Consider the following 24,807-nt stretch of genomic DNA (forward strand, 5'->3'; position numbering starts at 1 on the left):
CCTTGCCGGCCCGGGCGGCCCGATCGGGGCGGCACAGGGGCAGGCAAGCGGTGCGACACAGCCAGATCTTCAGTGGGCGCGCATGCCGGGGAGCGGAAGGGTGCTGCCGAAACGGGCGCTCCGGGGCGTGAAGACCGCGGCGCGTGCTGCGCACCTGCTTGATCTTCCCGGATGACTGTCTCCAACAACACTGCTACAGCTCACGACGGTCTAGCGGCTCCTTACTTCGGGTCGGGCGAAACGGCAAGCGTTATCGACGCCATCACCCGGCGAGCCGACCCTGCGGCCGGCTTGCCGGTACTTATCCTTATAATTCCAAACAATCCAATCCTGCATCCTGTGCGGCTACCCGATTGCAACTGCGGTGCAACCCAGGTTCGCACAGGAATGTGCGTACACGTCTAGAAATCCTTGAAATCCGCCGCTGCGCTTTCGCATTGTCGCTGCGATGCCGCGACACTACTGCCGCTTGCGACGGTTTGGGGATTCCGTTTTTTTCCATCGAATTTGCATTTTGGCGGGGCCGATGGAGACGCCCCTGTGTAAAATATCGTTTTAATTCTTACACCTGCAGAGGTTTGACCGCCGCCTGTCGATTATATATTCAAAATGAAGGACTTAGAGAGAATTTCTGGGAAGACAGAGCGAATGACCTTGCAAAACGATGGTGTTCCCCCTTCATCACGGACAGATAGCCGCCCTCCTGCCACTGCTCAGTTTGTCACAATCACCGAGGAAGAAGCAGGCCAGCGCATCGATAATTACCTGCTGCGCGTCTGCAAGGGTGTCCCAAAAAGCCATATTTACCGCATTCTCCGCTCCGGCGAAGTGCGCGTGAACAAAGGCCGCATCGATCAGTTGTACCGCCTGGCAACGGGCGACATCGTTCGCATCCCGCCTGTCCGCATCGCCGAAAAGGCCGCGGGCAGCGCCCCTGTACCGGGCGCGGAATTTGCCATCGTGCACGAAGACAGCCACCTGCTCGTGATCGACAAGCCGGCCGGCGTGGCCGTGCACGGCGGTTCGGGCGTGTCGTATGGCGTCATCGAGCAATTGCGCGCAGCCCGGCCGGACGCCAAATTCCTGGAGCTGGTGCACCGCCTGGACCGTGAAACGTCCGGCTTGCTGTTGCTTGCAAAGAAACGTTCCGCGTTGACTAGCCTGCACGAGCAAATGCGCGACGGTACGACCGACAAGCGCTACCTGACGATGGTGGCCGGCGACTGGCGCAATCCGCGCCAGCACGTGAAGCTGCCGCTGCACAAATACACGACGCCGGACGGCGAGCGCCGCGTCGTCGTGCAGGCGGGCGGCCAGGAAGCGCATACGGTATTCAACCTGCTGCGCAAGTGGCCGGAGTTCGCGCTGCTGGAAGCGGAACTCAAGACGGGGCGCACGCACCAGATCCGCGTGCACCTGGCCTCGAGCGGCTTCCCGATCCTCGGTGACGAGAAATACGGCGATTTTGCGCTCAACAAGCAGCTTCAGAAGGCAACCGATGCGCGCGGCGCCTTGCGCCGCATGTTCCTGCACGCGTACCAGATCACGTTCCAGCACCCCGACACGGGCAAGCCGCTTACTCTGAAGGCGCCGTTGCCGGCGGAATGCGAGCGTTTCTTGGTAAGCTTGGGGCCAGCGCAGGAACTCAAAACACGCAGCACCCATCGATAACGCGGAATGAGGAGCCGGCGCCACGAGCGCCGGGAGACATGGCAAGAAAGCAATTCGATCTGATTGTCTTCGATTGGGACGGCACGCTGATGGACAGCACCGCCACCATCGTCAAATGTATACAGTCTGCAGCCAAGGACCTGGGCCTGGCTGTTCCGAGCGACGCCGCGGCGTCGCACGTGATCGGCCTCGGCCTGGGCGAAGCCATGCAGGCCGCCATGCCGAACATCGACCCGGCCCTGTATCCGCGCATGGTCGAGCGCTATCGCTACCACTTCCTGACGAAAGACCACGAACTGGTCCTGTTCCAGGGCGTGCGGGCGATGCTGGACGAGCTTTCCCACGAGGGCTATTTCCTCGCGGTGGCGACCGGCAAGAGCCGGGTCGGCCTGAACCGCGCCCTGAACGCGGCGGGCCTGCTTTCCGTGTTCGATGCGACCCGTTGCGCCGACGAGACATTTTCCAAACCGCACCCGGCAATGTTGCAAGAATTGACAAGGGAACTCGGCCAGGACATGCGGCGTACCGTTATGATCGGCGACACGACGCATGACTTGCTTATGGCAAATAATGCCGGCGCCGCCGGCATCGCCGTCGAGTATGGCGCCCACCCAGTCCAGCAGTTGCAGGCATGCCATCCGGTTTTCACGGCAAAGAACGTGCCCGAATTGCATCAGTGGCTGGTCGAGAACGCATGAGCGATACCGAAGACGTCTACATCTGCGATTCCGCGGCCGTCGAAGACGGCGGCAAGGGCGTCCGTTTCCCCGTACTGGCGTTCGGCGACGATGCGACCGGTTTCGTCGTGCGTTTCGGCGGCAGGATCTACGCCTATCTGAACCGCTGCGCCCACGTGCCGGTCGAACTGGACTGGTTCAAGGGCGAATTCTTCGAATCGAGCAAGCTTTATCTCATGTGTTCGACGCATGGCGCCATCTACTTGCCCGAGAGCGGCGCCTGCGCAGGCGGTCCTTGCCGTGGCGGCAAACTGCGGCCGATTACCGTGCGGGAAGCCGATAACCGGATTTATTGGCAACCGGACCAGCATATCCGTCCGCCGACAGCAGGCCTGCGCGACAGCCAGATGAGGTAACCACACCAGGTATCTATGAGCGACAACACCAGGAACGACAATCCGAACGACAACCGAACGGCCGCACCGACGACCTTCAGCAACTGGGAACGCGAGACCCTGGAACGTCTCGTCTTTGCCACCGTGCGCGAGCAGCGGGCTGCGCGCCGCTGGGGCATCTTCTTCAAGATGTCCTTTCTTCTGGTGGCATTTTTCGCGATCTGGGCTTATTTCGACTTCAACTTCGGCAGTTCGGATATCGAGGCACTGGGCCGCCACACCGCGCTGATCGAGATCGACGGCGCCATCGAGGACGAAGGCAGCGGTGCCGCCGATACCGTCATCCCGTCGCTGAACAAAGCATTTTCCGATCCGGGCTCGGCAGCCATCGTCTTGCGCATCAACAGCCCGGGCGGCAGTCCCGTGCAAGCGGGCATCATCGTCGACGAAATCCAGCGTCTTAAGAAGGGGTATCCGAACAAGCCCCTGTATGTGGTCGTGGACGAGATCTGCGCATCGGGCGGCTATTACATCGCGGCGGCGGCCGACAAGATCTACGTCAACAAGGCCAGTATCGTCGGGTCGGTCGGCGTCCTGATGGACGGCTTCGGCTTCACCGGCCTGATGGACAAGCTCGGCATCGAGCGCCGCCTGCTGACGGCGGGCGAGAACAAGGGCTTCCTCGATCCGTTCAGCCCGCAGTCCGACAAACAGAAGCAGCATGCGCTCGAGATGCTCAACGAAATCCATGAGCAATTCATTGCCGTCGTGCGTGCGGGACGTGGCAAGCGCCTGAAGGAAAATCCGGAAATCTTTTCCGGCCTTTACTGGACGGGCGCCAAGGCGGTCGAGATGGGCCTCGCGGATGGCTTCGGCACCGTGGACACGGTCGCGCGCGATGTCGTGAAGGCGGAAGACATCATCGATTACACGGCGCACGAGGGCTTGCCTGAGCGTGTGCTGAAGAAATTTGGCGCGTCGGTCGGCGCCGGTGCGGTGCATTCGATGTACCGGGGTGCCGTACCCAGCTTGCGCTGAGCACGGGCATCGGACGACTGATATGTCTCAATATTGGGCTTGAAACTTACAAACGGTGGGCTATAGTTGGTGTGTAGCTGTTTCGGCGCAAGCGACAAGAAACCAGCCTGTTCTTGGCGTTGCTGGAACTGCTTCAGACCCGCATCCGTGCGGTTTCGAGAGAATTCAATTCCTCAAGCTGGAAGTCCCAATCGGGAAGGAAACGACGGCGTATGCCGTCGTTTTCATATTGGGCGTTCGTCGTCGAGAGCGCCTGGAATCGATTTCACATTTGCTAACGGTGTGCCTGACGACCGGGACGTCGAGCGAGGGCCGCCATGCACGACGACCTTCCGGCTCAGGCGTGCGCCCTCGTCCGCTTGCTGCGATGTCTCGGCGATAACGCTATCAAGACTGCCCGGCTCGGGCTGGTGAAAGCCGCCTGTCTCCAGCCAGGCCTGAAAACGGCGCTGAGCCTGCTCATACCATGCGGCGCGCATCGGCAGCTGGTGTTCAAAACAATGTACATGCGGGATGTCGCCACCGCGCGTCCAGCGCGCCAGCGCAAGCCGAGTCGGGAAAATCGCGGCGTATTCCTGGGCCACCTTCGTCCCGCTGCTTGTGGCCGCGGATGAAGACGGGGTGCTGTGGTTCTGCTTTTTTTCGATCTGCACGTTTGCCTCGTGGTCTGTGGTTAATCCGATGCGCCGGATGGTGCGGCCCACCTTTAGTCCTACACTCAGTAACTGTAGGCCGATTCCTAATCAGGTTTCAGTGTATCAACGGGACATAGTCAATTCTTGAGATGTGTCAAACGAGTTCTTGCTTCGAGTTGAAACCCCTGGATTGCTGAACTTTGACGCTTGCAATCCTTCTGCTACAGTCTCGCCCCATGAGTAAACTATCCCTCGACCGCGTGCTTCAGTCGCAAGGCTTTGGTACACGCAAATATTGCCGGGCCCTGATCGAAGATGGCGACGTGTCCATCAATGGCGAAGTCCACGACAAGTACAAGACCCTCGTGGAGACGGACGGCCTGGTGCTGACCGTGTTCGACGAAGAATGGGTCTATCGCGAACACGTCTACATCGCCTTGTATAAACCCTCCAACTTCGAGTGCTCCCGCAAGCCGAGCCACCATCCGGGCGTGCTGACCTTGTTGCCGGAACAATTTACCTGGCGCGACGTCCAGCCTGTCGGCCGACTCGATCATGACACGACAGGCCTGCTGCTGATGTCGGACGACGGGCCGTTCATCCACGCCCAGTCGTCGCCCAAGCGGCACATCCCGAAGGTGTACCAGGCGACCACCCAGGAGCCGGTCACCCAGGCGCTCGTCGACCAGCTCCTGTCGGGCGTGCAATTGCACGATGAGCCCGCGCCGCTGGCGGCCCAGTCCTGCGTACAGCGGGGCGATCATCAGCTGGAGATCGTGCTGGAGCAGGGTAAATACCATCAAGTCAAGCGCATGCTGGCCGCGGCGGGTAACCATTGCGCCGCGTTGCATCGCTCGCAGATCGGCGGGCTGACGCTCGAGTCGCTGGGTTTGCAGGAAGGGGAGTGGTGTTATCTGGAACAGGTGCAGCTGGATTTGCTGGTGCCGGGCTGATGCGGTAATGCGCGGTGGCGCGCATGATCGTGCTGCCGTGCGACATTCCATGCGGATTTCCGCGACACTCATCATCGACTCTTGTCGCTGTTTAACCCCGACGATGCCGATGCCCGCAAGAAATCACCGCCTCTTCCTCCTGCTTGCCTTCCTCGCAATACATCCGGCCATGGCTCAGCAGACCGATCCGGGTCTGGCCGATTGCGCGCGCGTGACCGATGCTGCCCATCGCCTGGCGTGCTATGACCGGCTGGCCGGCGTCACGCCCGCGTCGACGCCGACGCCACCGATCCAGAATGCGGACGCGGTCAATGCCCGGGTAGTTGACGCGCCGCCCGTTCCGGCGGCAGTCGACGCCTCGCCCGACATGGTGCGGCAATTCAGCCTGGCCGATCATTGGGAGCTGGACCAGGAACACAAGCGTGGGGTCTTCAATTTCCGTCCGCATCAGGTGAACTACCTGATGTTCACCCGCACCGCGCATCCCAACAACGAACCCTACCGGCCGTTCCGCCGCATCGCCGACCTGACGAGCGACCTCGCGCACTCGGAACTCGTGTTCCAGCTGGGATTCAAGATGAAGCTCGTCGAAAGCGCTTTCGCCAAGCCCGTCGATCTGTGGTTCGGCTATACCCAGAACAGCTTCTGGCAAGCCGGCAATCACGAGGCGTCCAGCCCCTTCCGCGAGACGAACTATCAACCCGAGCTGATGGCCGTCACTCCACTGCATTTCAGTGTATTCGGGATGAATGCACGGTTTCTTAATCTCGGTCTGGTGCACCAGTCGAACGGCCAGACCTCGACATTGTCGCGCAGCTGGAACCGGGTCTATGCGCAGGTTGGCCTGGAGAGGGCAGGGTGGACCGTGTTGGGGCGTGTCTGGAAACGCGTCAACGAGGCGGCGGCCGATGACGATAATCGCGATATCGTCGATTACATGGGGCGTGGGGATGTGGTCGTGACCTACCGCAGCAATGGCAACGATTACTCGGCCTTGTTGCGACGTAATTTCTCCACCGAGCGTGGTGCTGTCCAGCTCAGCTGGGCGTTTCCGCTGGCGGGGCATATCAAGGGGTATGCGCACCTGTTCTCGGGTTATGGGCAGAGCTTGATCGACTATAACTATTACCAGAACACGGTGGGGCTGGGGTTGCTGGGGACGTTCTGAGCGGGAACGGTACTCACTGAGGCGGCGCTGGACTACAATGGCGGCCCAATCCCGTTTGCGCCGACCATGACACTCGCCACCCTGAACCACGGTGCGCTCGACCGCCAGTTCGCCGTCGTCGCGCGCGAGCTGAAGATCGTTCACATCGCGGATGGTACCGTGCCGACCCTGCAAAGGGTTAAGGGTGAAGAAGTTCGACGCCCAGCGGATTTCGCAAATATATAAATATGGTAAGTGTGAAATGCTTGCTTATGTCGACTTCATTGCTCAAGCGGCTCTAAATCTGCCGGAGGGTCTTGACGGCTTCGTTAGCGCTTCCGAACTAATTCCATCATAAGCCTTTCCGTTGACTTGGTAATGATATGGGGCTCATCGTTTTTCTCATGCTCGGTATCATTTCGCTTTAAAGAGAAATAAATGGGAAAAATGAACAGAAATCGCCGTGTCATGCTTCTTGCAATCGGTGCGGTTGCAAGTGGTTTTTCCGGCGCGTCTACAGGAAATACGATATCGGGTTTCGCCCTGAGCGATCAGGATGCTGTAGATCGTACGGTCGGGGAGGACAGTCATCCGAAATTCTCCGATGGGGATGAAGTTTCGGCGAAACAATTCGGATTGTTGGCGAAAGGTGAAAAAGGAGCGAGTTCAGCGGTAAACGCGAAAGCATTAAAATCTTTACGCACCGCCGCAGAAACTTATCGATTGAGAGTGAATTTTCCTGCTGGCATCTATGAGCTGCCAGCAGGAACCAGACTGGACGCTAATAATAGCACTTGGGTATTCGCACCTGGGGCTGTGTTAAAACTGCACGACGAGCAAGCAGCGACCGATTTTATCGCATTTATTAAGCCAGTCAATCAAAAATTGATTGGATTGAAAGTTGATGCCAACCGTGCGCAGCAGAATAGCCGCGCTTTTGGCGCAGATAGGTGTGCAGTACTGGTTGTGAACGCGAAAGGTTGCACATTCCTGTCTTCCGAAATCATAAGTTCACCTGGAAAGGGCTTTGGCGTGCTGTCTACACCCGGTGGCACGACGAGTGATATGGAAATTCGTGGTTTTAAAGGTGGCAATTGTAGTAAGCAGGTGCTGATAGTTGACGGAAATAATATGGCAGGCTTCTTCAAGCGCGTGGTCATCAACGACGTCCGAATTGGCGCCACGTCTCACGCTGGAGTGGCACTTAACGATGGGGCAAGCGATGTCACACTCAGTGATGTTGTGGCAGACGTTCAGAGCGGTACTTGGGATGCAGTGTCAATTCGCGACAGTTGGGATATTAAACTGTCGAACGTACGCGGAAGTCGTGGGCGCAACGGGTTGTATTTGCAGCGGTTGAACGGGTTCTGCGGGCGGATCGAGATGGACAACGTAGTCGGTGAGGAAAACTTGCAGAATGGCATATTAATCGCTGGAGCCGAAGACGTTGTGGGCGGTGTCGTTGTGGGACGCAACAATGCGGCAGCGGGTATCAATATAACTGCAGGTGCGGGCGGGCACCGTTGCAAAAATATACGGATTGCAGCCCCATCTGCCTATGACAATAAAGAAAACCCAACGCAACAATATGGAATTTTGGTTCAAGGCGCTGACAATTGCCGGCTAGGTAAGTCTACGACCTATGGCAACACAAAACGCAATGTCAGTGTTATCCGTTCTGAAGTATTGGCAGAGTAAGTTATTCTGGCTGCAGGCGAATCCTCGTTGGATTGAAAAATAAAGTAAAGTACTTTTTGGTTCGAAATGCAACGCAACGGCGACGAATTCTTATGGCTTGCGAGGAGCGTCATGTTTCGAGGCTGACGCCAGGGACGGTGCAGTTCAATAATTAAATTCCGGCTTGCAAATATTTAATATTGAAAAATCACTAAAATCCACAGGGTTGTTACATGCATAAACGTTGGTGTGTGAGAAGGTAATTACGCTTTGCAAATTTGGAAGGGTTCTTTCTTGAGCGTAACGAGCAATGTGGTAAATATGTTGAATTAATCCCAACAAAGGACCAGGTCAAGAGGGGAGGAAGAACAAAGTCTTTCAAACACTCATTACCCTAAGGTAAAATGGCGGACTGTTTGTGATGCATCTAGTCCATCCCACCTGATAACCAATGTTCAACTTCACCAAGAGTTTTATGGCTGTGGCACTGGCCGCAGCTTCTGTTGGCGCAACCGCCCAAGATTACCTCAACAAGGCGGACCTCTTCGGCCAAGACCAATCCAGCCAGTCCGACGCAGATGACAACGCTCCGAATCCGGGTTCTAACGGCATGAACTCGATGACAAATGGGGTCAACCTGGGCGCAAACGGGTCTCGGAGGGTGATTATTGCCAATACGCCAACTGGTCAAGCGGCCGCCGCAGCAGCAGCGCGCGCGGCGTCGTCTGGAGGCAACGGTAACGGCTCCAACAATGGTGTTGGTTTCAATAATAACAACAATTTCAATAATGGTAACGGCACGGGACAGCAATCTGTGTTGGGGAACCGAATAGGCGAAAAAAGTCCTGAGCTCAGCGAGTTTCAGAAATTTATTGCTGACAATACCGGTCAGTACCTGCCGATTTTCGGGTCTGGTTTTTTTGCTAATGGGTCGTCTACGTTTGCTCCGATCGTAAATTCGCCGGTCCCCAGCGATTATCCGCTCGGTCCAGGCGACGAACTGATGATTCGCGGCTGGGGCACGATCGATATCGATTACCGGGCGACCGTCGATCGGAACGGAACGATCAATATCCCGACCATCGGCTCGGTGGTGTTGGCCGGCGTGAAGGCTGGTAACGCCGAAAATGTCATTCGAGCTGCTGTCGCCAAGCTATACAAGGGCGTGACTATCAGCGTCAATTTCGGCCAGTTGCGGGCCATCACCGTGTACGTGGTAGGTCAGGCGAGCCGCCCCGGAACTTATACGGTATCAAGTTTGTCGACGCTAGTTACGGCCCTGTTCGCCAGCGGCGGCCCAAACGCAAATGGCAGCATGCGCCGTGTGCAGGTCAAGCGTAACGGCAAGGTTGCCGCTGAGCTTGATCTCTACTCCTTCATCGCCAAAGGCGACAAGTCCGCTGATATTAAACTCTTGGATGGCGATACCATCTATATCCCGCCCGCTGGCGGGTTTGTGGCGCTGGTTGGGAAGGTCAATAGCCCTGCGATCTACGAGTTGAAGAGTGGTAAAGAGACCGTCGAATCCATGCTCGATTTTGCTGGAGGACTGCCTGTCGTGGCCGATCCACGTCGCGCCTTCCTGGAACGTATCGACCCGAACAAGAATCGTCCGCGCAGCGTGGAAGAGTTTGCGTTGAGTGGAGAAGGACTCAAGCGCTCGCTGAAGACTGGCGATGTGTTGAGCGTTACATCGATTACTCCGGATTTTTCGAATGCCGTCGTTTTGCGAGGCAATGTCGACCAGCCGGTGCGCGCGCCCTTCAAACAGGGCATGCGCATCAGCGACTTGATTCCGAGTCGGGAATATCTGATCACCCGTGATTCCATCAAGCGACAGAATAATACTGTCGCGCCCGGCAACGACGAGAAGGACACCACGGAAGATGCCAACAAGATTGCTGCGCGCATCGGCGGCCTTATCGATGCCATCAATTGGGACTACGCCGTCGTCGAGCGAGTGAATCGATCGGACCTGAGTGTTCAGTTAGTTCCGTTTAATCTCGGCAATGTTTTCGCGAATCCGAATGGACCTGACAACCTTTTGTTGCAGCCAGGCGATACTGTCACGATCTTCTCTCAGAGCGACGTGGCTGTGCCGATGAACAAGCGCCAGGTCTTCGTTCGCGTCGAGGGCGAGGTTAAAGTACCGGGCGTCTATCAAATGACGGCAAGTGACACGCTGCAGACGCTGATTGCAAAGGCCGGCGGTCCCACTTCGAATGCCTATATGTTCGGTACTGCCTTCTATCGCGAGGAAGTCCGGAAAGAGCAACAAGCTAACCTGAAGCGGGCCGCCGATCGCCTTGAAGCGCAGCTGCGCAGTGAAGAGTCTACGCAAGCGGCCAATTTGCGTGCGCTGAGTGGGACGGATGCTGCGGCGGCCGCTGCGCAACTCGAAACCGAGCGCAAGATTGCCCAGGAGCGGCTTGTTCGCTTCCGCAACCTCCAGCCGTCCGGCCGTATCGCGTTCGGGTTGGATCCGAACGATCGCTCCTTCGCGCATCTGCCGCAAGTCACACTGAAAAACGGCGATCGTCTTGTCGTGCCTTCGAAGCCGGCCTTCGTTCATGTGTTCGGAGCGGTCAATGTCGAGGCATCGCCGCTATGGAAACCGAATACACGAGTCAACGATTATTTGAAGGTGGCAGGCACCGCTGTCGACGCCGATATCGATAACGTTTTCGTGCTGCGCGTCGACGGTACCGTTGTATCGTCGGATTCGCAAGGTTGGTTCTTCGGCAAGATTGGCGGCGTCGAAATCATGCCGGGCGACACGATTGTCGTGCCAGAAAAATTCGATCGTCAGACAGCGTGGAGCAAATTTACTCAAGGCGCACGTGAGTGGACGCAGATTCTTGCGAACTTCGGCCTGGGGGCTGCGGCGGTCAAGACGTTGCGCGACTAATGGTGCGTAAGCGCTTTGTGCTCACCGTAAAAAGAGATTTGTGAATGAGTCAAGTTCAGGCTTCTGAAAAGCAGGAAAACATGCCAGTCGAGTCCGACGAGGTTAGTGTCGTTGATATGCTTATTGTGCTCGCGAAGCACAAGAAAACCATTATCACTACGGCATTTACCGCAGCAGTACTCTCGGTTGGTGTGAGTCTGGTAATGCCGAATATTTATCAGGCCACGGCCAAACTGTTGCCTCCGCAGCAGAATCAATCAAGCGCACTTGCCTTGCTGTCGCAGTTCGGCGGCATCGCTGGCGCGGCTGCGGGCGTTGCAGGATTGAAAAATCCAAATGATATGTATGTCGGAATGCTGAATAGCCGTACGATAGCGGATCGACTGATTGCCCAGTTCAATCTCAAAAAAGTGTATGACACTGATTTGCAGGAGGTGGCCCGCAAGAAGCTCGACGCTAATACGAATATCGCATCAGGCAAGGACGGCTTGATCACGATCGACGTTGAGGATGAGGATCCGAAGCGCGCAACACAGCTGGCAAATGCCTATGTGAGCGAGATCCTTCGATTAACGACCGTGCTTGCCGTGACGGAAGCGTCGCAACGAAGGATGTTTTATGAACGACAGCTTCAGGCCGCAAAAGACAAGCTGGCCAATGCCGAGGCGTCGCTGAAGAGCGGTCTCGATACCCGCGGTGTCATCAGCGTGGACGCCGAGAGCCGCGCTATTCTTGAAACTGTTGGCAAGCTCAAGGCCCAAGTGTCCGCAAAGGAAATTGAGCTGAGCGCAATGCGCGCCTTCGTGACGGGAGCCAATCCGGATTATCGTCGGGTAGAGGAAGAACTGAGCAGCCTGCGCGCCGAACTCGGGCGTCTGGAAAACGGCCGTGGCGGTGAAGCGTCTGGCACCGAAAAGCAGGGCGGGCTCGAGAACGTCAAGCTGCTGCGCGAAGTAAAGTATCAGCAAATGCTTTACGAACTGCTTGCAAAGCAGTATGAGGCCGCTCGCATTGATGAAGCCAAGGATCCTGGAGTGATTCAGGTACTTGACACTGCTGTGGAGCCAGAGCAGAAATCAAAACCCAAACGTGCGCTGATCGTGCTGTTGACCACTGTGATCGCGACACTCGGCGCCATCGTATGGGCCTTTTTCTCCGAAGCACGACGAAAAGCCCTGGCGTCGCCGCAAGGTGCCGCCCAATGGTCCGAGTTGCGCGCAAACCTGCGGTTCCGTAAGCGCAAATAAGTCAGATGGCGGATAGGTACACCGATCCGCCCATAGTTCGAATGATCCCAGCAAAGAATCTCGTCAATATCTCGTTACGCGGTCTTACGCTTGGAAGTCGTTTCCTGTTTGTTTTCTTTCTGGCACGGTTCATCAGTCCTGAAAATCTTGGCTTATATGGGCTCTTCAGCGCTACGGTCGGGTATGCCCTTTATTTCGTCGGGCTAGATTTTTATACTTACGCGACGAGGGCGGCAATTGGGAGCTCCAGGGATGAATGGGGGTGGATGCTAAAGAATCAAGGGGCACTCTCCATCGTCATGTATCTGGTGTTTTTTCCGTTGAGTGTCGCCCTTTTCAAGTTTGACCTGCTTCCGGCTGAGCTGTTTTTTTGGTTTTTCGTCATCCTGATCCTGGAGCACATTAATCAGGAATTTGGACGTTTTTTTATAGCTGTTTCCGAGCAGTTACTATCCAGCCTGGTATTGTTTTTTAGGCAGGGTAGTTGGGCAGTCCTGATAGTTGTGCTCATGCTCATGGAGCCTCGGACTCGCTCCTTGCATTTTGTACTCGGTGCATGGGCAGTCGGAGGAATCGCGGCTTTTGCTGTCGGTGTTTATCGGCTCCGGGGGATGAGAGTGGGCGGGTGGTCGCGGCCACTGGACTGGAGTTGGATCAAACGCGGCTTGATCGTTTGCATTCCGTTGCTTGGCGCAACTTTGGCGTTGCGCGGAATCCAGACACTCGATCGATACTGGCTGCAAGCCTTGGTGGATACCAGGACAGTTGGCTTATACGTGTTGTATATGAGTATCGCCAGTACTTTGCTGGCGTTCCTGGATGCCGGCGTCTTCGCTTATACGTATCCAGTACTCATCAGGTGTTTTCAAAACAAGCAGACGCAGGAATTCAAGAAACAATTAGGAAAGATGCTCATCCTGACGATTACGAGCTGCGTCATGTTTTCTCTGGTCAGTTTGATGTTGTTGCCATATCTGCTCAGATGGATCGGGAATGATTTCTACCTTGCCCATCAGAGCCTGTATGGCTGGTTGCTGCTGGCAATGGTTATCAATTCCATTGGCATGGTCTTCCATTATGCCTTGTACGCACAAGGGCAGGATCGACCAATTATTGCTAGCCATCTGGCAAGTATCGTGATGTTCATCGCGGTGACATGGGTGGCAAGCCAAGCGATGCCGCTTGCGGCCGTGCCATTGGGATTGGTCTCGGCATTTTCTGTAATTTTGTTGTGGAAGAGTATTTCCTACCTTAACAGAGCAAAATCACAGTTCGCTGCAGCAATTAACTAATGAGCACGCTGTGTGAGTGCCAATTAAAATTCTCAACAATCTACATATTTCGCAAGCATGATCAGATACGGCCAACAAGATATTACGCAGGCAGACATCGATGCAGTCGTTGACGTCCTGAAATCGGTCAACCTTACCCAAGGGCCAGCCATCGCCCGTTTCGAAGAGGCTGTGCGCGAGCACGTCGGTGCAGGACATGCAGTCGCTGTCAACAGCGCGACGTCGGCACTTCATATCGCATGCCTGGCGCTGGGCCTTGGTCCCGGAGACTGGCTGTGGACTACTCCGAATACCTTTGTCGCATCGGCGAACTGCGCGCTTTATTGCGGGGCGGAGGTTGATTTCGTCGATATCGACCCCAAAACATACAACTTGTGCCCGAATGCGCTCGAAGCCAAACTTATCAAGGCAGCGGAGCAGGGACGTCTGCCTAAGATCGTCGTACCGGTTCATTTGAGCGGCCAGCCCTGCAACATGCGGGCCATTCACGCGCTTGCCCAACGTTTCGGATTCAAGATCATCGAAGACGCATCGCACGCCATTGGAGGCCGGTATCTTGGCGAGCCCATCGGGAATTGTCGTTACAGCGACATCACTGTCTTTAGTTTCCATCCAGTAAAGATTATTACGACTGCCGAGGGTGGCATGGCCATTACCAACGACCCGGAAGTCGCGGTTCGTCTCGGATTGCTGCGCAGTCACGGCATTACCCGTGACCCGAATTTGATGACGAAGCCGATGGCCGGTCCCTGGGATTATCAACAGGTAGCGTTGGGATTTAACTATCGAATGACTGATATCCAGGCGGCGCTCGGCGTTAGCCAGATGACACGTCTGGACCATTATGTGGAGCGTCGCCATGAAATCGCGCGTCGCTATAACGAGATGCTCGACGGCTTGCCACTGACCCTGCCATGGCAGGATCCGGACGGTTATTCGGCATATCATCTTTACATTATTCGTCTTCAGTTGGACAAGACGAACCGGACGCATTTGCAGGTATTTGAATTCCTACGCGCCAGGGATATCATCGTCAATCTGCATTATATTCCTGTGCACACTCAACCTTATTACCAGGCGATGGGATTCAAACAAGGCGATTTCCCTGAAGCGGAGCGATACTATACTGAAGCGATCAGTATTCCGATGTATCCCACCCTGACCGATGCCGAACAGGCCGAGGTCGTTTCAGCGATTAAGGACGCTCTTGCGCAATGAGGCTTGCAGTCATCCCGGCGCGTGGCGGCAGTAAACGAATTCCGCGCAAGAATATCCGGACTTTCTGTGGCAAGCCGATGATCGCATGGTCTATCGAAGCTGCACTTGAGAGCAAGTGCTTCGACCGTGTCATTGTTTCCACGGACGACGAAGAAATTGCCGAAATATCAAGGCGTTATGGTGCGGAAGTGCCCTTCATGCGCCCGCGCGAGTTATCTGATGACCATGCGACGACGGTGCCGGTGATCGCCCATGCGGTCAATTGGCAGAGCCAGACTGGCAATATACCGGACATGGTTTGCTGTCTTTACGCGACAGCACCATTTGTACAGGCATCGGACTTGCTGCAAGGCTTGAATCTGCTGGAGACCACCGGTTGCGACTATGCATTCTCTGTGACAAGCTACGCCTTTCCAATTCAGCGGGCGCTTCGGATTGGCGATAACGGTATGACCCAGATGTATTACCCGGAACATGCAAACACCCGCTCGCAGGATCTGGAAGATGCATGGCATGACGCTGGTCAATTCTATTGGGGCCGGACTGACGCTTGGCTGGCAGGGACGGCAGTGCTGTCGGGTAACTCTGCACCAGTGATCCTGCCGCGTTATCGTGTCCAGGACATCGATACGCTTGAAGACTGGGTCCGTGCCGAATTGATGTTTTCCGCGCTAGGCAATAGCTCTGCCTTATGAAACAGCAGAACATCGCCTTTCGAGTGGATGCTTCGCTCGAAATCGGGACCGGACACCTCATGCGCTGCCTGACCTTGGCGGATGCGTTGCGTGAGCAGGGTGCGGTATGCCGTTTCATCAGCCGTGCACACGACGGAAATCTGATCGAGCTGATCCGCCAGCGCGGCTTTGAAACGTTCGCTCTGCCGGTTTGCGAAGGCTTTGGCGTACCAAAGGAAGCAGGACAGCCCGCACATGCGGCGTGGCTAGGCGCCACATGGTCGACCGACGCCCAACAAACGCGGACTTTGCTGGGTGACTTTGATATTGATTGGCTGATCGTCGATCACTACGCACTGGACGCCAGATGGGAGCGTGAAGTAGCGAATGCCTGTGCGCGAGTCATGGTAATTGACGATCTTGCCGACCGTGAGCATGATTGTGCGGTCTTACTCGACCAGAATCTTGGACGGGACCCATCTGACTATGCTGGCCTGGTGCCGTCGGAGTGCAAGGTCCTCGTCGGCGTGAAATATGCGTTGTTGCGGGGCGAATTCGCGTCGATGCGGGCCTATAGCCTGGCGCGCCGCCGGCACGCGAGGCTTGACACGATTCTTGTCACGATGGGCGGTGTGGATAAGGACAATGCGACTTCGGCGGTTCTCGACGCGTTGGCGGATTGCCCACTACCGTCGGGCTGCCGCGTCATCGTGTTGATGGGGCCGCGTGCGCCATGGCTTGATGCCGTGCGAGCAAAGGCGGTAATCATGCCACGCAAGACCGAAGTATTGGTGAATGCGACGAATGTCGCCGAACTCATGGCCGAGAGCGACTTGTCGATCGGTGCCGCGGGCAGCACGTCGTGGGAACGTTGCGCGGTTGGCCTGCCGACTTTTATGCTGACTCTCGCATTCAATCAACGGGAAGTGTCCGCAGCTTTGCGCGACACAGGAGCTGTCGAAGCGTTCGAGTTGGGGCGGCACTTCAAAGCCGACTTCATTGCCGCGATTTCGCGTTTGAATGGCGATCCACAACGTCTTCGTCATATGTCCGAATCGAGCGCGCGCGTATGTGATGGCGCGGGAACCAACCGCGTTCGCTCTGCGTTGCTCGATTAAAGGAGTACATCAGGATTCTGAATGAATGCAATCAACCAATTTTGTCCAATCGACGACAATAGGCACCAGCTGATGCGCGCAGGGCGCACAGCACAGGTAGTATAAAAGAATAATGTTGCGCGCCTCGGGACACTGGCCCAAGAAATGGCGGCAAAAGCTTGATGACTTGTTAATCAAAGTATTGAAAACAAATGGATTGTAATATGACGCCGACAATTACCATTGATGGTCGAAAAATCGGCCAGAACGAAGCCCCATACGTGATCGCGGAACTTTCCGCCAATCACAATGGTAAATTGGAGACTGCCCTCAAAATTGTGGAAGAGGCGAAGAAGGCCGGTGCCGATGCGGTAAAACTGCAAACGTACAAGCCGGACACGATTACGCTCGATTGCGATAATGAAGAGTTTCGTATCCACGGTGGCTTGTGGGGCGGGCGAACCCTTTACGACCTGTACGCCGAAGCGCATATGCCGTGGGAATGGCACAAGCCGCTGTTTGAGTATGCGCGAAAGCTCGGCATTACAATTTTCAGTTCGCCATTCGACAATACTGCAGTCGATCTGTTGGAAGAATTGAATGCCCCGGCTTATAAGATTGCATCGTTCGAAGCAGTTGATTTGCCCCTGATTAAATACGTCGCAAGCACGGGTAAGCCGATGATCATTTCCACCGGCATGGCTGACGCACAAGAAATTGAAGAGGCCATTCAGGCCGCACGCGACGGGGGAGCCAAGGAGATCGCGATTTTGCATTGCGTGAGCGGATATCCTGCCCTGCCTGAAGAATACAACTTGCGGACACTTGCAGACATGGTGCGCCGATTTGGGCTGGTAACGGGTTTGTCTGATCATACAATCGACAACACCACTGCCATCGCCAGTGTGGCGCTTGGTGCCTCGGTTATCGAAAAACATTTTACGCTCGATCGTAATGGTGGCGGACCAGATGATAGTTTTTCTCTCGAGCCAGGCGAATTGAAGATGTTGTGCCAAGGGGCGCGCACTGCCTGGGCAGCTCTCGGGCAGGTCGATTACGGCTTGAAGTCGAGTGAGAAAGGCAATGCCAAGTTCAGACGCTCACTGTATTTTGTGGCGGATATGCAGGCTGGCGACGTCGTGACTGCTGAAAGTATTCGCAGTGTCAGACCAGGTTACGGCCTGCCTCCGAAGTACTGGGACTCGGTCGTTGGCGCCAAGGTTGTGCAGCCAATAACGAAATTCAGTCCAGTCACATTCGAGGATATTGGAATGCCTGATGAGAAGAATTGATCCATCACTGGAGCGGTTGCGAACCGTTGCCGGTGAAGGGAATAGACACTCCTATAAGTTATTGGAGTCAGGGAAAAGATTCTTCTTGTTTGCGAAATATTTTTTCACGTCGTTTTCTTACTTTCGCGGACAATCAGGTGAATCTCCAGTTGGCGCTGTTGCTTTCATCAAGGGTTCAAATCAGTTAAGGCATCACAATAATCTTTCGAGCGCTCTTAAAACCGAATTCGGAGGCATCCAGTTGCTGTCGGCGGCAGCAGAAATTGTCGGGTGTCAAGCGATTGGGAGAATAACGGCAGGTGAGTTGATCCAGCAGTTGGGGTATCTCGTTATGCTGTTAATGACGGGACGAAAGAGGTATCTGAGCTTGTATTTTCTGGCCTTTTCCTGCGCCATGGAACGGCTTGTGCAGCGATATTTCGGTAATGTGACTTCTTTCGTTTGCTACAATGACCAACCTTACGATGTGGCGGCGATATTGTATGCATTGCACCGCAACGTTAATTGTCGCACCATTGTCGTACAGCACGGCTTGGTGCTGAGCGAAAAGTTCTACTTTCCGACAGTCGCTCGAGAGTTCTGGGCGTGGGGCGAACTTTCAAGAAAGCATTATTCGTCCAGAAATAAGATTGGAGAATTACTGGTAAAAGGCCGATTTCCGGCTGATCACATGCTGAAGTCGGAAGCACCGAGTTCGCAAGCGATCCACAGCATTCTTGTCGCGCCGTCGTTTTTTCACGGAGAGGTCAAGGAACTTGTGATGGCACTCGATTCGCAAATTCCAGACAAATCCGCATTGCGGGTGGCGGTAAAACTCCATCCCGCAACCAAGTTGCAGTGGCTCCTCAAGCTATGGTTCAGGCGACATGCGCCATGGCTTGGAAGCGAAACCGGAAATATGGAGAGTCTTGCTGAAAGCTACGATGCTCTGGTGACGAAAAACTCGACTTCTGCTGTAGATTTTTTACTCAGGAAAAAGGTCGTGTTCTTTGATCGTCCAGGTACCGGACTGGTATTTCCATCGCTTAAATATGGTTTTGAATTAACCCAAATTGGGTCGGTTCTGGAGGGCAGTGCAGACAAGCTCGCCGGGAAAGAAGTTGATCGTGAGATATTCATAAGAAATGCGCTAAATGTTTAGACGTGATAAGTACTGGATCGCTCCTTTCTTTCTTGTTTTTATTGCTCATGGTCTGCTTTATTATGCTTTCCCTGAGCAGCACTACACTTCGTCCGAAGGTGGGGGAGGATGGATTTCATACTTGAAATATGTTTGCCTCATCGTCACCTTGCCGGCATTGATACAAGCAAGAATCAGTTCGAGTACATTGAGTTGGATCAGTTTTATTGTCATCCCTATCGGTGTTTCGCTGTGTCTGCAATTGTATTGGGTAAATGAGAATAATCTCCTTTTATTTCAATACACTATTGCGATGTTTGGTTATTTCTTCGGGCCGTTCGCGCTCAGGTTTTTTGAATCCAGGGTATTTGTCGAGCGTTTTTGTCTGGTCGCAATTTTTGTGATTTTTGCTTCAACCACATCTGAATTGTTTTTTGGTGGAATTTCTCAGGATTTTTCGCGTTCTGGTTTGCGTGGTGCTGGGCCTTTTATTAATCCGAATAATACAGGGATCATTGTCGCCATACTCGCTGCTGTCTACCATTATTACTCGAGAACGAAGGTCATGAATGCGGCAATTGCCCTGCTGGCCGCACTGACGCTGGTCATAACGGGGTCGAAAACCGGTATGGCCATCTACGCGGCAATGGCCTTTGTTCTGCTCCCGTCGCGCTGGCGTTTCACTGTTCTCCTGGTGGTTCCCCTGCTGTTGTTGATGAGTATGGATGAGATCGCAGATCTCTGGAGTGTCTACGAACTGCGCGATTTTAGTCTTGAAAGTGGAGAAATTCGTTCGGTTAATATATTTGCTTTACTGGAAAAATTGACTGATTTGTCTCCCATGGAGACGCTTTTCGGTTTTTCGAATACATCGCTGATTGACAACGCTTACCTGGACATGATGTCGTACGGGGGAGTTTCGTTGGTGATGAGTTTTGTTGTGGTCCAGTTGATATCCATCTTCCATTGTATTCGGCTGAGGATGAAACTGGCGGGGCTGTTGCACGGTGCATTTTTTCTAGCCATGCTTACGACCGATCTGCCGCGCCTTTGGCCGACCGGTTATATGTACTGGTGTTTAATAAGCGTTACTATTTTTAAGGCGCGACTGCATGAGAAATCGTATGCTAGTGCGGCGCGAGATTTTAATTGAGGTATATGATGTTCAATGACAAGGTTCTTTTGATTACGGGTGGTACTGGCTCGTTTGGTAACGCTGTTTTGAAGCGCTTCTTGGACTCGGATATTCGTGAAATCCGGGTTTTTAGCCGCGACGAAAAGAAGCAGGACGACATGCGCAAGCGCTACAACAACCCGAAGCTGAAATTCTATATCGGGGACGTGCGCGATGAGCGCAGCGTGAACAGTGCAATGCGCGGTGTCGATTTCGTGTTCCACGCCGCCGCGTTGAAGCAGGTCCCGTCGTGCGAGTTTCACCCCATGCAGGCGGTACGCACCAACGTGCTGGGTACCGAAAATGTGCTGAACGCGGCCATTAATGCTGGTGTGAAACGCGTCGTGTGCCTGAGCACCGATAAGGCCGTTTATCCCATCAATGCGATGGGCATCAGCAAGGCCATGATGGAGAAAGTCATGGTTGCTGCGAGCCGAAATCTCGAGGGTACCGGGACCGTCATTTGCGGCACGCGCTATGGTAACGTGATGGCATCGCGCGGTTCGGTGATTCCGCTGTTCGTGCAACAAGTCCAGGAAGGGAAACAGATCACGGTCACCGACCCGATGATGACCCGCTTCATGATGACGCTTGCCGACGCAGTGGATCTGGTGTTGTACGCATTCGAGCATGGTAATAACGGCGATATCTTCGTGCAGAAAGCGCCGGCTGCGACAGTCGAGGTGCTCACGACCGCTATCCTGGAGTTGATGGATAAGCGTGACCACCCCGTTGCGGTGATCGGCTCGCGTCACGGCGAGAAACTGTACGAGTCCTTGCTGAGCCGCGAAGAGCGCGCATGCTCCGAAGACATGGGCGACTACTTCCGTGTCCCGCCCGATGGTCGCGACCTGAACTACGCTAAGTTTGTCGAGGAAGGCGAGCAGCGTATCACGCAAGCTTTGCATGGCGAGGAATATAACTCCCACAACACCACGCGACTCGACGTCGAAGGGATGAAACAGTTGCTGCTCAAGTTGGACTTTATGCAGCGCATCGTTCGCGGTGAGCCTGCGGAAGTCGGGGAATAAGCCAATGAAGGTGCTGATTACCGGGGCGAACGGATTCCTGGGGAAAAACCTGCGTCAACACCTTGCCGAGCGTACAGATGTTGAGGTCGTCTGTTTTACGCGCGATGACGATGTGTCGGCACTGCGTTCCAAACTGGAAGGCGTGGAATTCGTTTTTCACCTGGCTGGCGTGAATCGGCCGCAACATGCCGAAGAGTTCAAGACTGGCAACACGGACCTGACGGCCGAGCTTTCGGAAGCGGTATGTGATCTTGCAACGCGCACTGGTCGGAAGGTGCCGGTACTGTATGCATCTTCGATCCAGGCGGAACTCGACAATCCCTACGGTGTCAGCAAACGAATGGCGGAGGAGGCTGTTCATGCAGCGTCGAAGCATGACATTCCGGTATCCATTTTTCGGTTACCAAATGTCTTTGGTAAATGGTGCCGCCCGAATTATAATTCCGTAGTGGCGACGTATTGCCACAATATTGCTTCCGGGTTGCCGATTAAGATCAATGATCCTGCGGCAGTCCTTACTCTGGTGTACGTAGACGACGTTGTCGACGTTTTCGTACGAGCCATGGATGGCCAGTTCCCTGTCTTGGATGAGCAGGGATTTGCGCAAGTATCTCCCCGTTACACCATTACAGTTGGTGAGCTGGCAACTCAGCTGCAAGCCTTTCGTGACAGTCGCCACACCTTGATGACCGAACGGGTCGGCACGGGACTGGAGCGCGCCTTGTACTCGACCTATGTCAGCTACCTGCCTAAGGAATCGTTTTCCTATACCGTGCCGCAGCATGCCGACAAGCGCGGAGTCTTTGTGGAAATGCTGAAGACGCCGGACAGTGGGCAATTTTCCTACTTCACCGCGCACGCCGGCGTAACGCGGGGTGGTCATTATCACCACACGAAAACGGAAAAGTTCCTCGTCATTAAGGGACAAGCACGCTTCAGATTCCGGCACATGCAGACTGGCGAGACTTGGGAAATCCATACGAGTGGCGACAAACCTGAAATCGTCGAGACGGTTCCCGGCTGGACACATGACATTACGAATGTCGGAACCGACGAGCTGATCGCAATGTTATGGGCCAACGAAGTCTTCGACCGCTCCAAACCGGACACGTTCGCGTGCCCGCTGTGAAAAAATGATGAAAAAACTGAAAGTTGTAAGCGTGGTCGGTACCCGGCCGGAAATCATTCGCCTGTCACGTGTCCTGGCGGCACTGGATACGCATTGCGATCACGTGCTCGTCCACACGGGACAAAATTACGATTATGAGCTGAACCAGGTGTTCTTTGATGACCTGGGCGTGCGTAAGCCGGACTATTTCCTGAACAGTGCAGCAGGCAGTACCGGGGCCGCCCATACGATCGGTAATCTCATCATCGCTGTGGACCAGGTGCTTGGCGAGGTCAACCCCGAAGCAATGCTCGTCCTGGGCGATACCAACAGCTGTCTTTCCGTGATTCCGGCCAAGCGGCGCAAGATACCGATTTTTCATATGGAAGCAGGCAATCGCTGCTTCGACCAGCGCGTTCCTGAAGAGACGAATCGCCGGATCGTGGATCACACGGCGGACATCAATCTCACTTACAGCACGATCGCGCGTGATTATCTGATGCGTGAGGGGCTGCCGCCGGATCAGGTCATCAAGACGGGCAGCCCGATGTACGAGGTGCTGTCGTATTACCGTCCCCGGATCGAGGCGTCCAATGTTCTCGAACGCCTGGAGCTGCAACCCGGGCAGTATTTCGTCGTCAGCGCACACCGCGAGGAAAACATCGAGTCGGAACGCAGCTTCAGCAAGCTCGTTTCGGTTCTCAATGCGGTCGCGGAAGATCATGGCCTGCCCGTCATCGTATCCACGCATCCGCGCACCCAAAAGCGCGTCGACGCCACCGGTGCGGCATTCCATCCCCAGGTACGCCTGATGAAACCGTTGGGTTTTCATGACTATGTCAAGCTGCAGATGTCGGCAAGGGCCGTGCTCTCCGATAGCGGCACGATCAATGAAGAATCGTCGATTCTGAATTTCCCGGCGCTGAATCTGCGCGAAGCCCATGAGCGGCCAGAGGGCATGGAAGAAGCGGCGGTCATGCTGGTCGGGCTGGAAGTCGACCGGGTGCGCCAAGGACTCGAAATATTGGCCACGCAGCCACGCGGCGACGATCGGGGTTTACGCCTGGTCGGCGATTACAGCATGCCGAACGTTTCGGAAAAAGTGGTGCGCATCGTGCACAGCTATACCGATTACGTTAATCGTGTTGTCTGGAAAAAGTATTAAAGGAACAAGTAGATGCGCATTGCGTTAATCGCCGACACTTTTCCGCCGTTTCGCACTTCCGGTGCCGTGCAATTGCGCGACCTGTCGCGCGAGCTCGTGCGCCAGGGGCATGAGTTGACGGTGCTGTTGCCATCGGCCGAACTCAAGCAAGCATGGTCTCTTGAAACCATGGATGGTGTAGAAGTGCTTCGACTGGCGGCGCCCAAGATCAAGGACATCTCGTATCTGCGTCGTACGGTCGGCGAGTTCCTGATGCCGTTCGCGATGAAGCGAAATTTCCGGAAGAGCCCCTTGGCGAAGGTCAAATGGGACGGTGTCGTCTGGTATGCACCATCGATTTTTCACGGCCCGTTCGCGAAGGCCCTGAAGCGTGCCAGTGGGTGCAAGGGATATCTGATCATTCGCGATATCTTCCCGGAGTGGGCCGTCGACATGGGCCTGATGGGGCGCGGCCTGCCATATCGATTCTTCGACATGGTCGCCCGCTATCAGTATTCAGTGGCTGATACGATCGGCGTGCAGACTCCCGGCAACCTCACGTACTTCAAGGATTGGGCGACGCGTCCCGGCCGTTCACTGGAAGTCCTGCAGAACTGGCTCGGGCCGGCCGCAGGCATCGGATGTTCGATCAATGTATCGAAAACGTCCCTCCACGGGCGCAAAGTATTCGTTTATGCCGGCAATATGGGGATCGCCCAGGGCATGGATATTCTGCTCGACCTGGCTGAACGTCTGCGCAGCAGGGGCGACATCGGGTTTCTTTTCGTTGGACGCGGCAGTGACGCAAAAAGGCTCGCCGCCGAGTCGGCGGCCCGTGGCCTGGACAATGTGTTGTTTCGAGATGAGATTCATCCGGACGAGATACCGGATCTGTATGCGCAGTGCCACGTCGGGCTGGTGGCGCTCGATTGCCGGCATAAGTCGCACAACATCCCCGGCAAGTTCTTGACGTATATGCAGAGTGGGCTGCCGGTCTTGGCAAATATTAATCGCGGAAATGATCTGGCAGAGCTGATCCGCGGCGAAGGGGTGGGCGCGGTCAGTGAGGACAATTCTCTCGACACTCTCGCGGAGCTCGCCGAGGACCTGATTGCGCGACTGGATTCGGATGCGGCATTCAAGTCGCGTTGCAAAGCTCTGTTTTCCCACCAATTTTCGGCGGAGGCGGCTGCACAGCAGGTCGTGACTGCGCTTGGCGTTCACCAAAAGGAAACGCAGCGGCAATCTGCGTCGGCCGCGAAGTCGAACGAGGAATCGAAACTTTCGATACCACGTGTCTGAGTGGAAT

General features: G+C 55.1%; 22 protein-coding genes. 21 read left to right on the forward strand and 1 reads right to left on the reverse strand.

Annotated features, from left to right (window positions below):
* The first annotated feature begins 648 nt into the window (after nt 1-648).
* The 4 genes from ASD28_RS27120 to ASD28_RS27135 are packed head-to-tail and all read left to right on the forward strand — an operon-like array spanning nt 649 to nt 3,781.
* On the forward strand, nt 649-1,671 hold the full coding sequence (locus ASD28_RS27120; RefSeq protein WP_056136186.1) for an RluA family pseudouridine synthase: 1,023 nt from the start codon (nt 649-651) through the stop codon (nt 1,669-1,671).
* A gap of 38 nt (nt 1,672-1,709) precedes the next feature.
* Nucleotides 1,710-2,369, forward strand: a complete 660-nt coding sequence (locus ASD28_RS27125; protein WP_056136188.1) for an HAD-IIIA family hydrolase — start codon at nt 1,710-1,712, stop codon at nt 2,367-2,369.
* Nucleotides 2,366-2,764: a Rieske 2Fe-2S domain-containing protein gene (locus ASD28_RS27130; protein ID WP_056136190.1), complete on the forward strand. Its 399-nt coding sequence runs from the start codon at nt 2,366-2,368 to the stop codon at nt 2,762-2,764. Before ASD28_RS27125 ends, ASD28_RS27130 begins: the two co-directional genes overlap by 4 nt.
* A 15-nt stretch (nt 2,765-2,779) precedes the next feature.
* Nucleotides 2,780-3,781, forward strand: coding sequence for a S49 family peptidase (locus ASD28_RS27135; RefSeq protein WP_056136192.1), 1,002 nt, complete (start codon nt 2,780-2,782; stop codon nt 3,779-3,781).
* A 224-nt stretch (nt 3,782-4,005) separates the two neighbouring features.
* Here ASD28_RS27135 and ASD28_RS27140 read toward each other — a convergent pair whose 3' ends face one another.
* Complete coding sequence (locus tag ASD28_RS27140) at nt 4,006-4,485, reverse strand: hypothetical protein (RefSeq protein WP_056136194.1); 480 nt, start codon at nt 4,483-4,485, stop codon at nt 4,006-4,008.
* 167 nt (nt 4,486-4,652) lie between these two features.
* On the opposite strand from ASD28_RS27140, the gene ASD28_RS27145 reads away from it, so the two are divergent.
* The 17 genes from ASD28_RS27145 (at nt 4,653) to ASD28_RS27210 (ending at nt 24,800) form a co-directional block, all read left to right on the forward strand.
* Nucleotides 4,653-5,369 carry a pseudouridine synthase gene (locus ASD28_RS27145; RefSeq protein WP_056136196.1) on the forward strand — a complete coding sequence of 239 codons (717 nt, stop codon included), beginning with the start codon at nt 4,653-4,655 and terminating at the stop codon, nt 5,367-5,369.
* Nucleotides 5,370-5,538: 169 nt separating this feature from the next.
* Entirely contained in the window at nt 5,539-6,537 is a 999-nt protein-coding gene (locus ASD28_RS27150; protein ID WP_082579208.1) for a phospholipase A, read from the forward strand.
* A 66-nt stretch (nt 6,538-6,603) separates the two neighbouring features.
* Nucleotides 6,604-6,762 (forward strand): hypothetical protein, encoded by a 159-nt coding sequence (locus ASD28_RS32130; protein ID WP_156650946.1) that lies wholly within the window; start codon nt 6,604-6,606, stop codon nt 6,760-6,762.
* 192 nt (nt 6,763-6,954) lie between these two features.
* A complete protein-coding gene (locus tag ASD28_RS32135; RefSeq protein WP_156650947.1) occupies nt 6,955-8,214 on the forward strand; it encodes a hypothetical protein in 1,260 nt (419 codons plus the stop codon).
* Between the two features lie 430 nt (nt 8,215-8,644).
* Nucleotides 8,645-11,101, forward strand: a complete 2,457-nt coding sequence (locus ASD28_RS27155) for an SLBB domain-containing protein (RefSeq protein ID WP_229412427.1) — start codon at nt 8,645-8,647, stop codon at nt 11,099-11,101.
* A 44-nt stretch (nt 11,102-11,145) separates the two neighbouring features.
* Nucleotides 11,146-12,348, forward strand: coding sequence for a GNVR domain-containing protein (locus ASD28_RS27160; RefSeq protein WP_082579197.1), 1,203 nt, complete (start codon nt 11,146-11,148; stop codon nt 12,346-12,348).
* Between the two features lie 41 nt (nt 12,349-12,389).
* Complete coding sequence (locus tag ASD28_RS27165; protein WP_200951836.1) at nt 12,390-13,640, forward strand: oligosaccharide flippase family protein; 1,251 nt, start codon at nt 12,390-12,392, stop codon at nt 13,638-13,640.
* 57 nt (nt 13,641-13,697) lie between these two features.
* Complete coding sequence (gene pseC, locus ASD28_RS27170) at nt 13,698-14,858, forward strand: UDP-4-amino-4,6-dideoxy-N-acetyl-beta-L-altrosamine transaminase (protein ID WP_056136202.1); 1,161 nt, start codon at nt 13,698-13,700, stop codon at nt 14,856-14,858.
* Nucleotides 14,855-15,553, forward strand: a complete 699-nt coding sequence (pseF, locus tag ASD28_RS27175) for a pseudaminic acid cytidylyltransferase (protein WP_056136204.1) — start codon at nt 14,855-14,857, stop codon at nt 15,551-15,553. The genes pseC and pseF overlap by 4 nt, the downstream gene beginning before the upstream one ends.
* Complete coding sequence (pseG, locus tag ASD28_RS27180; RefSeq protein WP_056136206.1) at nt 15,550-16,650, forward strand: UDP-2,4-diacetamido-2,4,6-trideoxy-beta-L-altropyranose hydrolase; 1,101 nt, start codon at nt 15,550-15,552, stop codon at nt 16,648-16,650. Before pseF ends, pseG begins: the two co-directional genes overlap by 4 nt.
* Before the next feature lie 203 nt (nt 16,651-16,853).
* Nucleotides 16,854-17,921, forward strand: coding sequence for a pseudaminic acid synthase (gene pseI / locus ASD28_RS27185; RefSeq protein ID WP_056136871.1), 1,068 nt, complete (start codon nt 16,854-16,856; stop codon nt 17,919-17,921).
* Nucleotides 17,908-19,062, forward strand: a complete 1,155-nt coding sequence (locus tag ASD28_RS32140) for a hypothetical protein (protein WP_156650948.1) — start codon at nt 17,908-17,910, stop codon at nt 19,060-19,062. The genes pseI and ASD28_RS32140 overlap by 14 nt, the downstream gene beginning before the upstream one ends.
* Nucleotides 19,055-20,194, forward strand: a complete 1,140-nt coding sequence (locus ASD28_RS32145) for a hypothetical protein (protein ID WP_156650949.1) — start codon at nt 19,055-19,057, stop codon at nt 20,192-20,194. The genes ASD28_RS32140 and ASD28_RS32145 overlap by 8 nt, the downstream gene beginning before the upstream one ends.
* An 8-nt stretch (nt 20,195-20,202) precedes the next feature.
* A complete protein-coding gene (locus ASD28_RS27195) occupies nt 20,203-21,246 on the forward strand; it encodes a polysaccharide biosynthesis protein (protein WP_056136873.1) in 1,044 nt (347 codons plus the stop codon).
* Between the two features lie 4 nt (nt 21,247-21,250).
* Nucleotides 21,251-22,375: an NAD-dependent epimerase/dehydratase family protein gene (locus ASD28_RS27200; protein WP_056136209.1), complete on the forward strand. Its 1,125-nt coding sequence runs from the start codon at nt 21,251-21,253 to the stop codon at nt 22,373-22,375.
* Between the two features lie 7 nt (nt 22,376-22,382).
* Nucleotides 22,383-23,519 (forward strand): non-hydrolyzing UDP-N-acetylglucosamine 2-epimerase, encoded by a 1,137-nt coding sequence (wecB, locus tag ASD28_RS27205; protein WP_056136874.1) that lies wholly within the window; start codon nt 22,383-22,385, stop codon nt 23,517-23,519.
* A gap of 12 nt (nt 23,520-23,531) precedes the next feature.
* Nucleotides 23,532-24,800, forward strand: a complete 1,269-nt coding sequence (locus ASD28_RS27210) for a glycosyltransferase family 4 protein (RefSeq protein ID WP_082579198.1) — start codon at nt 23,532-23,534, stop codon at nt 24,798-24,800.
* Nucleotides 24,801-24,807 lie beyond the last annotated feature (7 nt).

Source organism: Massilia sp. Root133, assembly GCF_001426525.1.
Taxonomy (GTDB): Bacteria; Pseudomonadota; Gammaproteobacteria; order Burkholderiales; family Burkholderiaceae_D; genus Telluria; species Telluria orientalis.

What these genes read in the sequence shown, in the direction of transcription:
- ASD28_RS27120 (WP_056136186.1), top strand. Translation starts at nt 649, where the DNA reads ATGACCTTGCAAAACGATGGTGTTCCCCCTTCATCACGGACAGATAGC.
- ASD28_RS27125 (WP_056136188.1), top strand. Translation starts at nt 1,710, where the DNA reads ATGGCAAGAAAGCAATTCGATCTGATTGTCTTCGATTGGGACGGCACG.
- ASD28_RS27130 (WP_056136190.1), top strand. Translation starts at nt 2,366, where the DNA reads ATGAGCGATACCGAAGACGTCTACATCTGCGATTCCGCGGCCGTCGAA.
- ASD28_RS27135 (WP_056136192.1), top strand. Translation starts at nt 2,780, where the DNA reads ATGAGCGACAACACCAGGAACGACAATCCGAACGACAACCGAACGGCC.
- ASD28_RS27145 (WP_056136196.1), top strand. Translation starts at nt 4,653, where the DNA reads ATGAGTAAACTATCCCTCGACCGCGTGCTTCAGTCGCAAGGCTTTGGT.
- ASD28_RS27150 (WP_082579208.1), top strand. Translation starts at nt 5,539, where the DNA reads ATGGCTCAGCAGACCGATCCGGGTCTGGCCGATTGCGCGCGCGTGACC.
- ASD28_RS32130 (WP_156650946.1), top strand. Translation starts at nt 6,604, where the DNA reads ATGACACTCGCCACCCTGAACCACGGTGCGCTCGACCGCCAGTTCGCC.
- ASD28_RS32135 (WP_156650947.1), top strand. Translation starts at nt 6,955, where the DNA reads ATGGGAAAAATGAACAGAAATCGCCGTGTCATGCTTCTTGCAATCGGT.
- ASD28_RS27155 (WP_229412427.1), top strand. Translation starts at nt 8,645, where the DNA reads ATGTTCAACTTCACCAAGAGTTTTATGGCTGTGGCACTGGCCGCAGCT.
- ASD28_RS27160 (WP_082579197.1), top strand. Translation starts at nt 11,146, where the DNA reads ATGAGTCAAGTTCAGGCTTCTGAAAAGCAGGAAAACATGCCAGTCGAG.
- ASD28_RS27165 (WP_200951836.1), top strand. Translation starts at nt 12,390, where the DNA reads ATGATCCCAGCAAAGAATCTCGTCAATATCTCGTTACGCGGTCTTACG.
- pseC (WP_056136202.1), top strand. Translation starts at nt 13,698, where the DNA reads ATGATCAGATACGGCCAACAAGATATTACGCAGGCAGACATCGATGCA.
- pseF (WP_056136204.1), top strand. Translation starts at nt 14,855, where the DNA reads ATGAGGCTTGCAGTCATCCCGGCGCGTGGCGGCAGTAAACGAATTCCG.
- pseG (WP_056136206.1), top strand. Translation starts at nt 15,550, where the DNA reads ATGAAACAGCAGAACATCGCCTTTCGAGTGGATGCTTCGCTCGAAATC.
- pseI (WP_056136871.1), top strand. Translation starts at nt 16,854, where the DNA reads ATGACGCCGACAATTACCATTGATGGTCGAAAAATCGGCCAGAACGAA.
- ASD28_RS32140 (WP_156650948.1), top strand. Translation starts at nt 17,908, where the DNA reads ATGAGAAGAATTGATCCATCACTGGAGCGGTTGCGAACCGTTGCCGGT.
- ASD28_RS32145 (WP_156650949.1), top strand. Translation starts at nt 19,055, where the DNA reads ATGTTTAGACGTGATAAGTACTGGATCGCTCCTTTCTTTCTTGTTTTT.
- ASD28_RS27195 (WP_056136873.1), top strand. Translation starts at nt 20,203, where the DNA reads ATGTTCAATGACAAGGTTCTTTTGATTACGGGTGGTACTGGCTCGTTT.
- ASD28_RS27200 (WP_056136209.1), top strand. Translation starts at nt 21,251, where the DNA reads ATGAAGGTGCTGATTACCGGGGCGAACGGATTCCTGGGGAAAAACCTG.
- wecB (WP_056136874.1), top strand. Translation starts at nt 22,383, where the DNA reads ATGAAAAAACTGAAAGTTGTAAGCGTGGTCGGTACCCGGCCGGAAATC.
- ASD28_RS27210 (WP_082579198.1), top strand. Translation starts at nt 23,532, where the DNA reads ATGCGCATTGCGTTAATCGCCGACACTTTTCCGCCGTTTCGCACTTCC.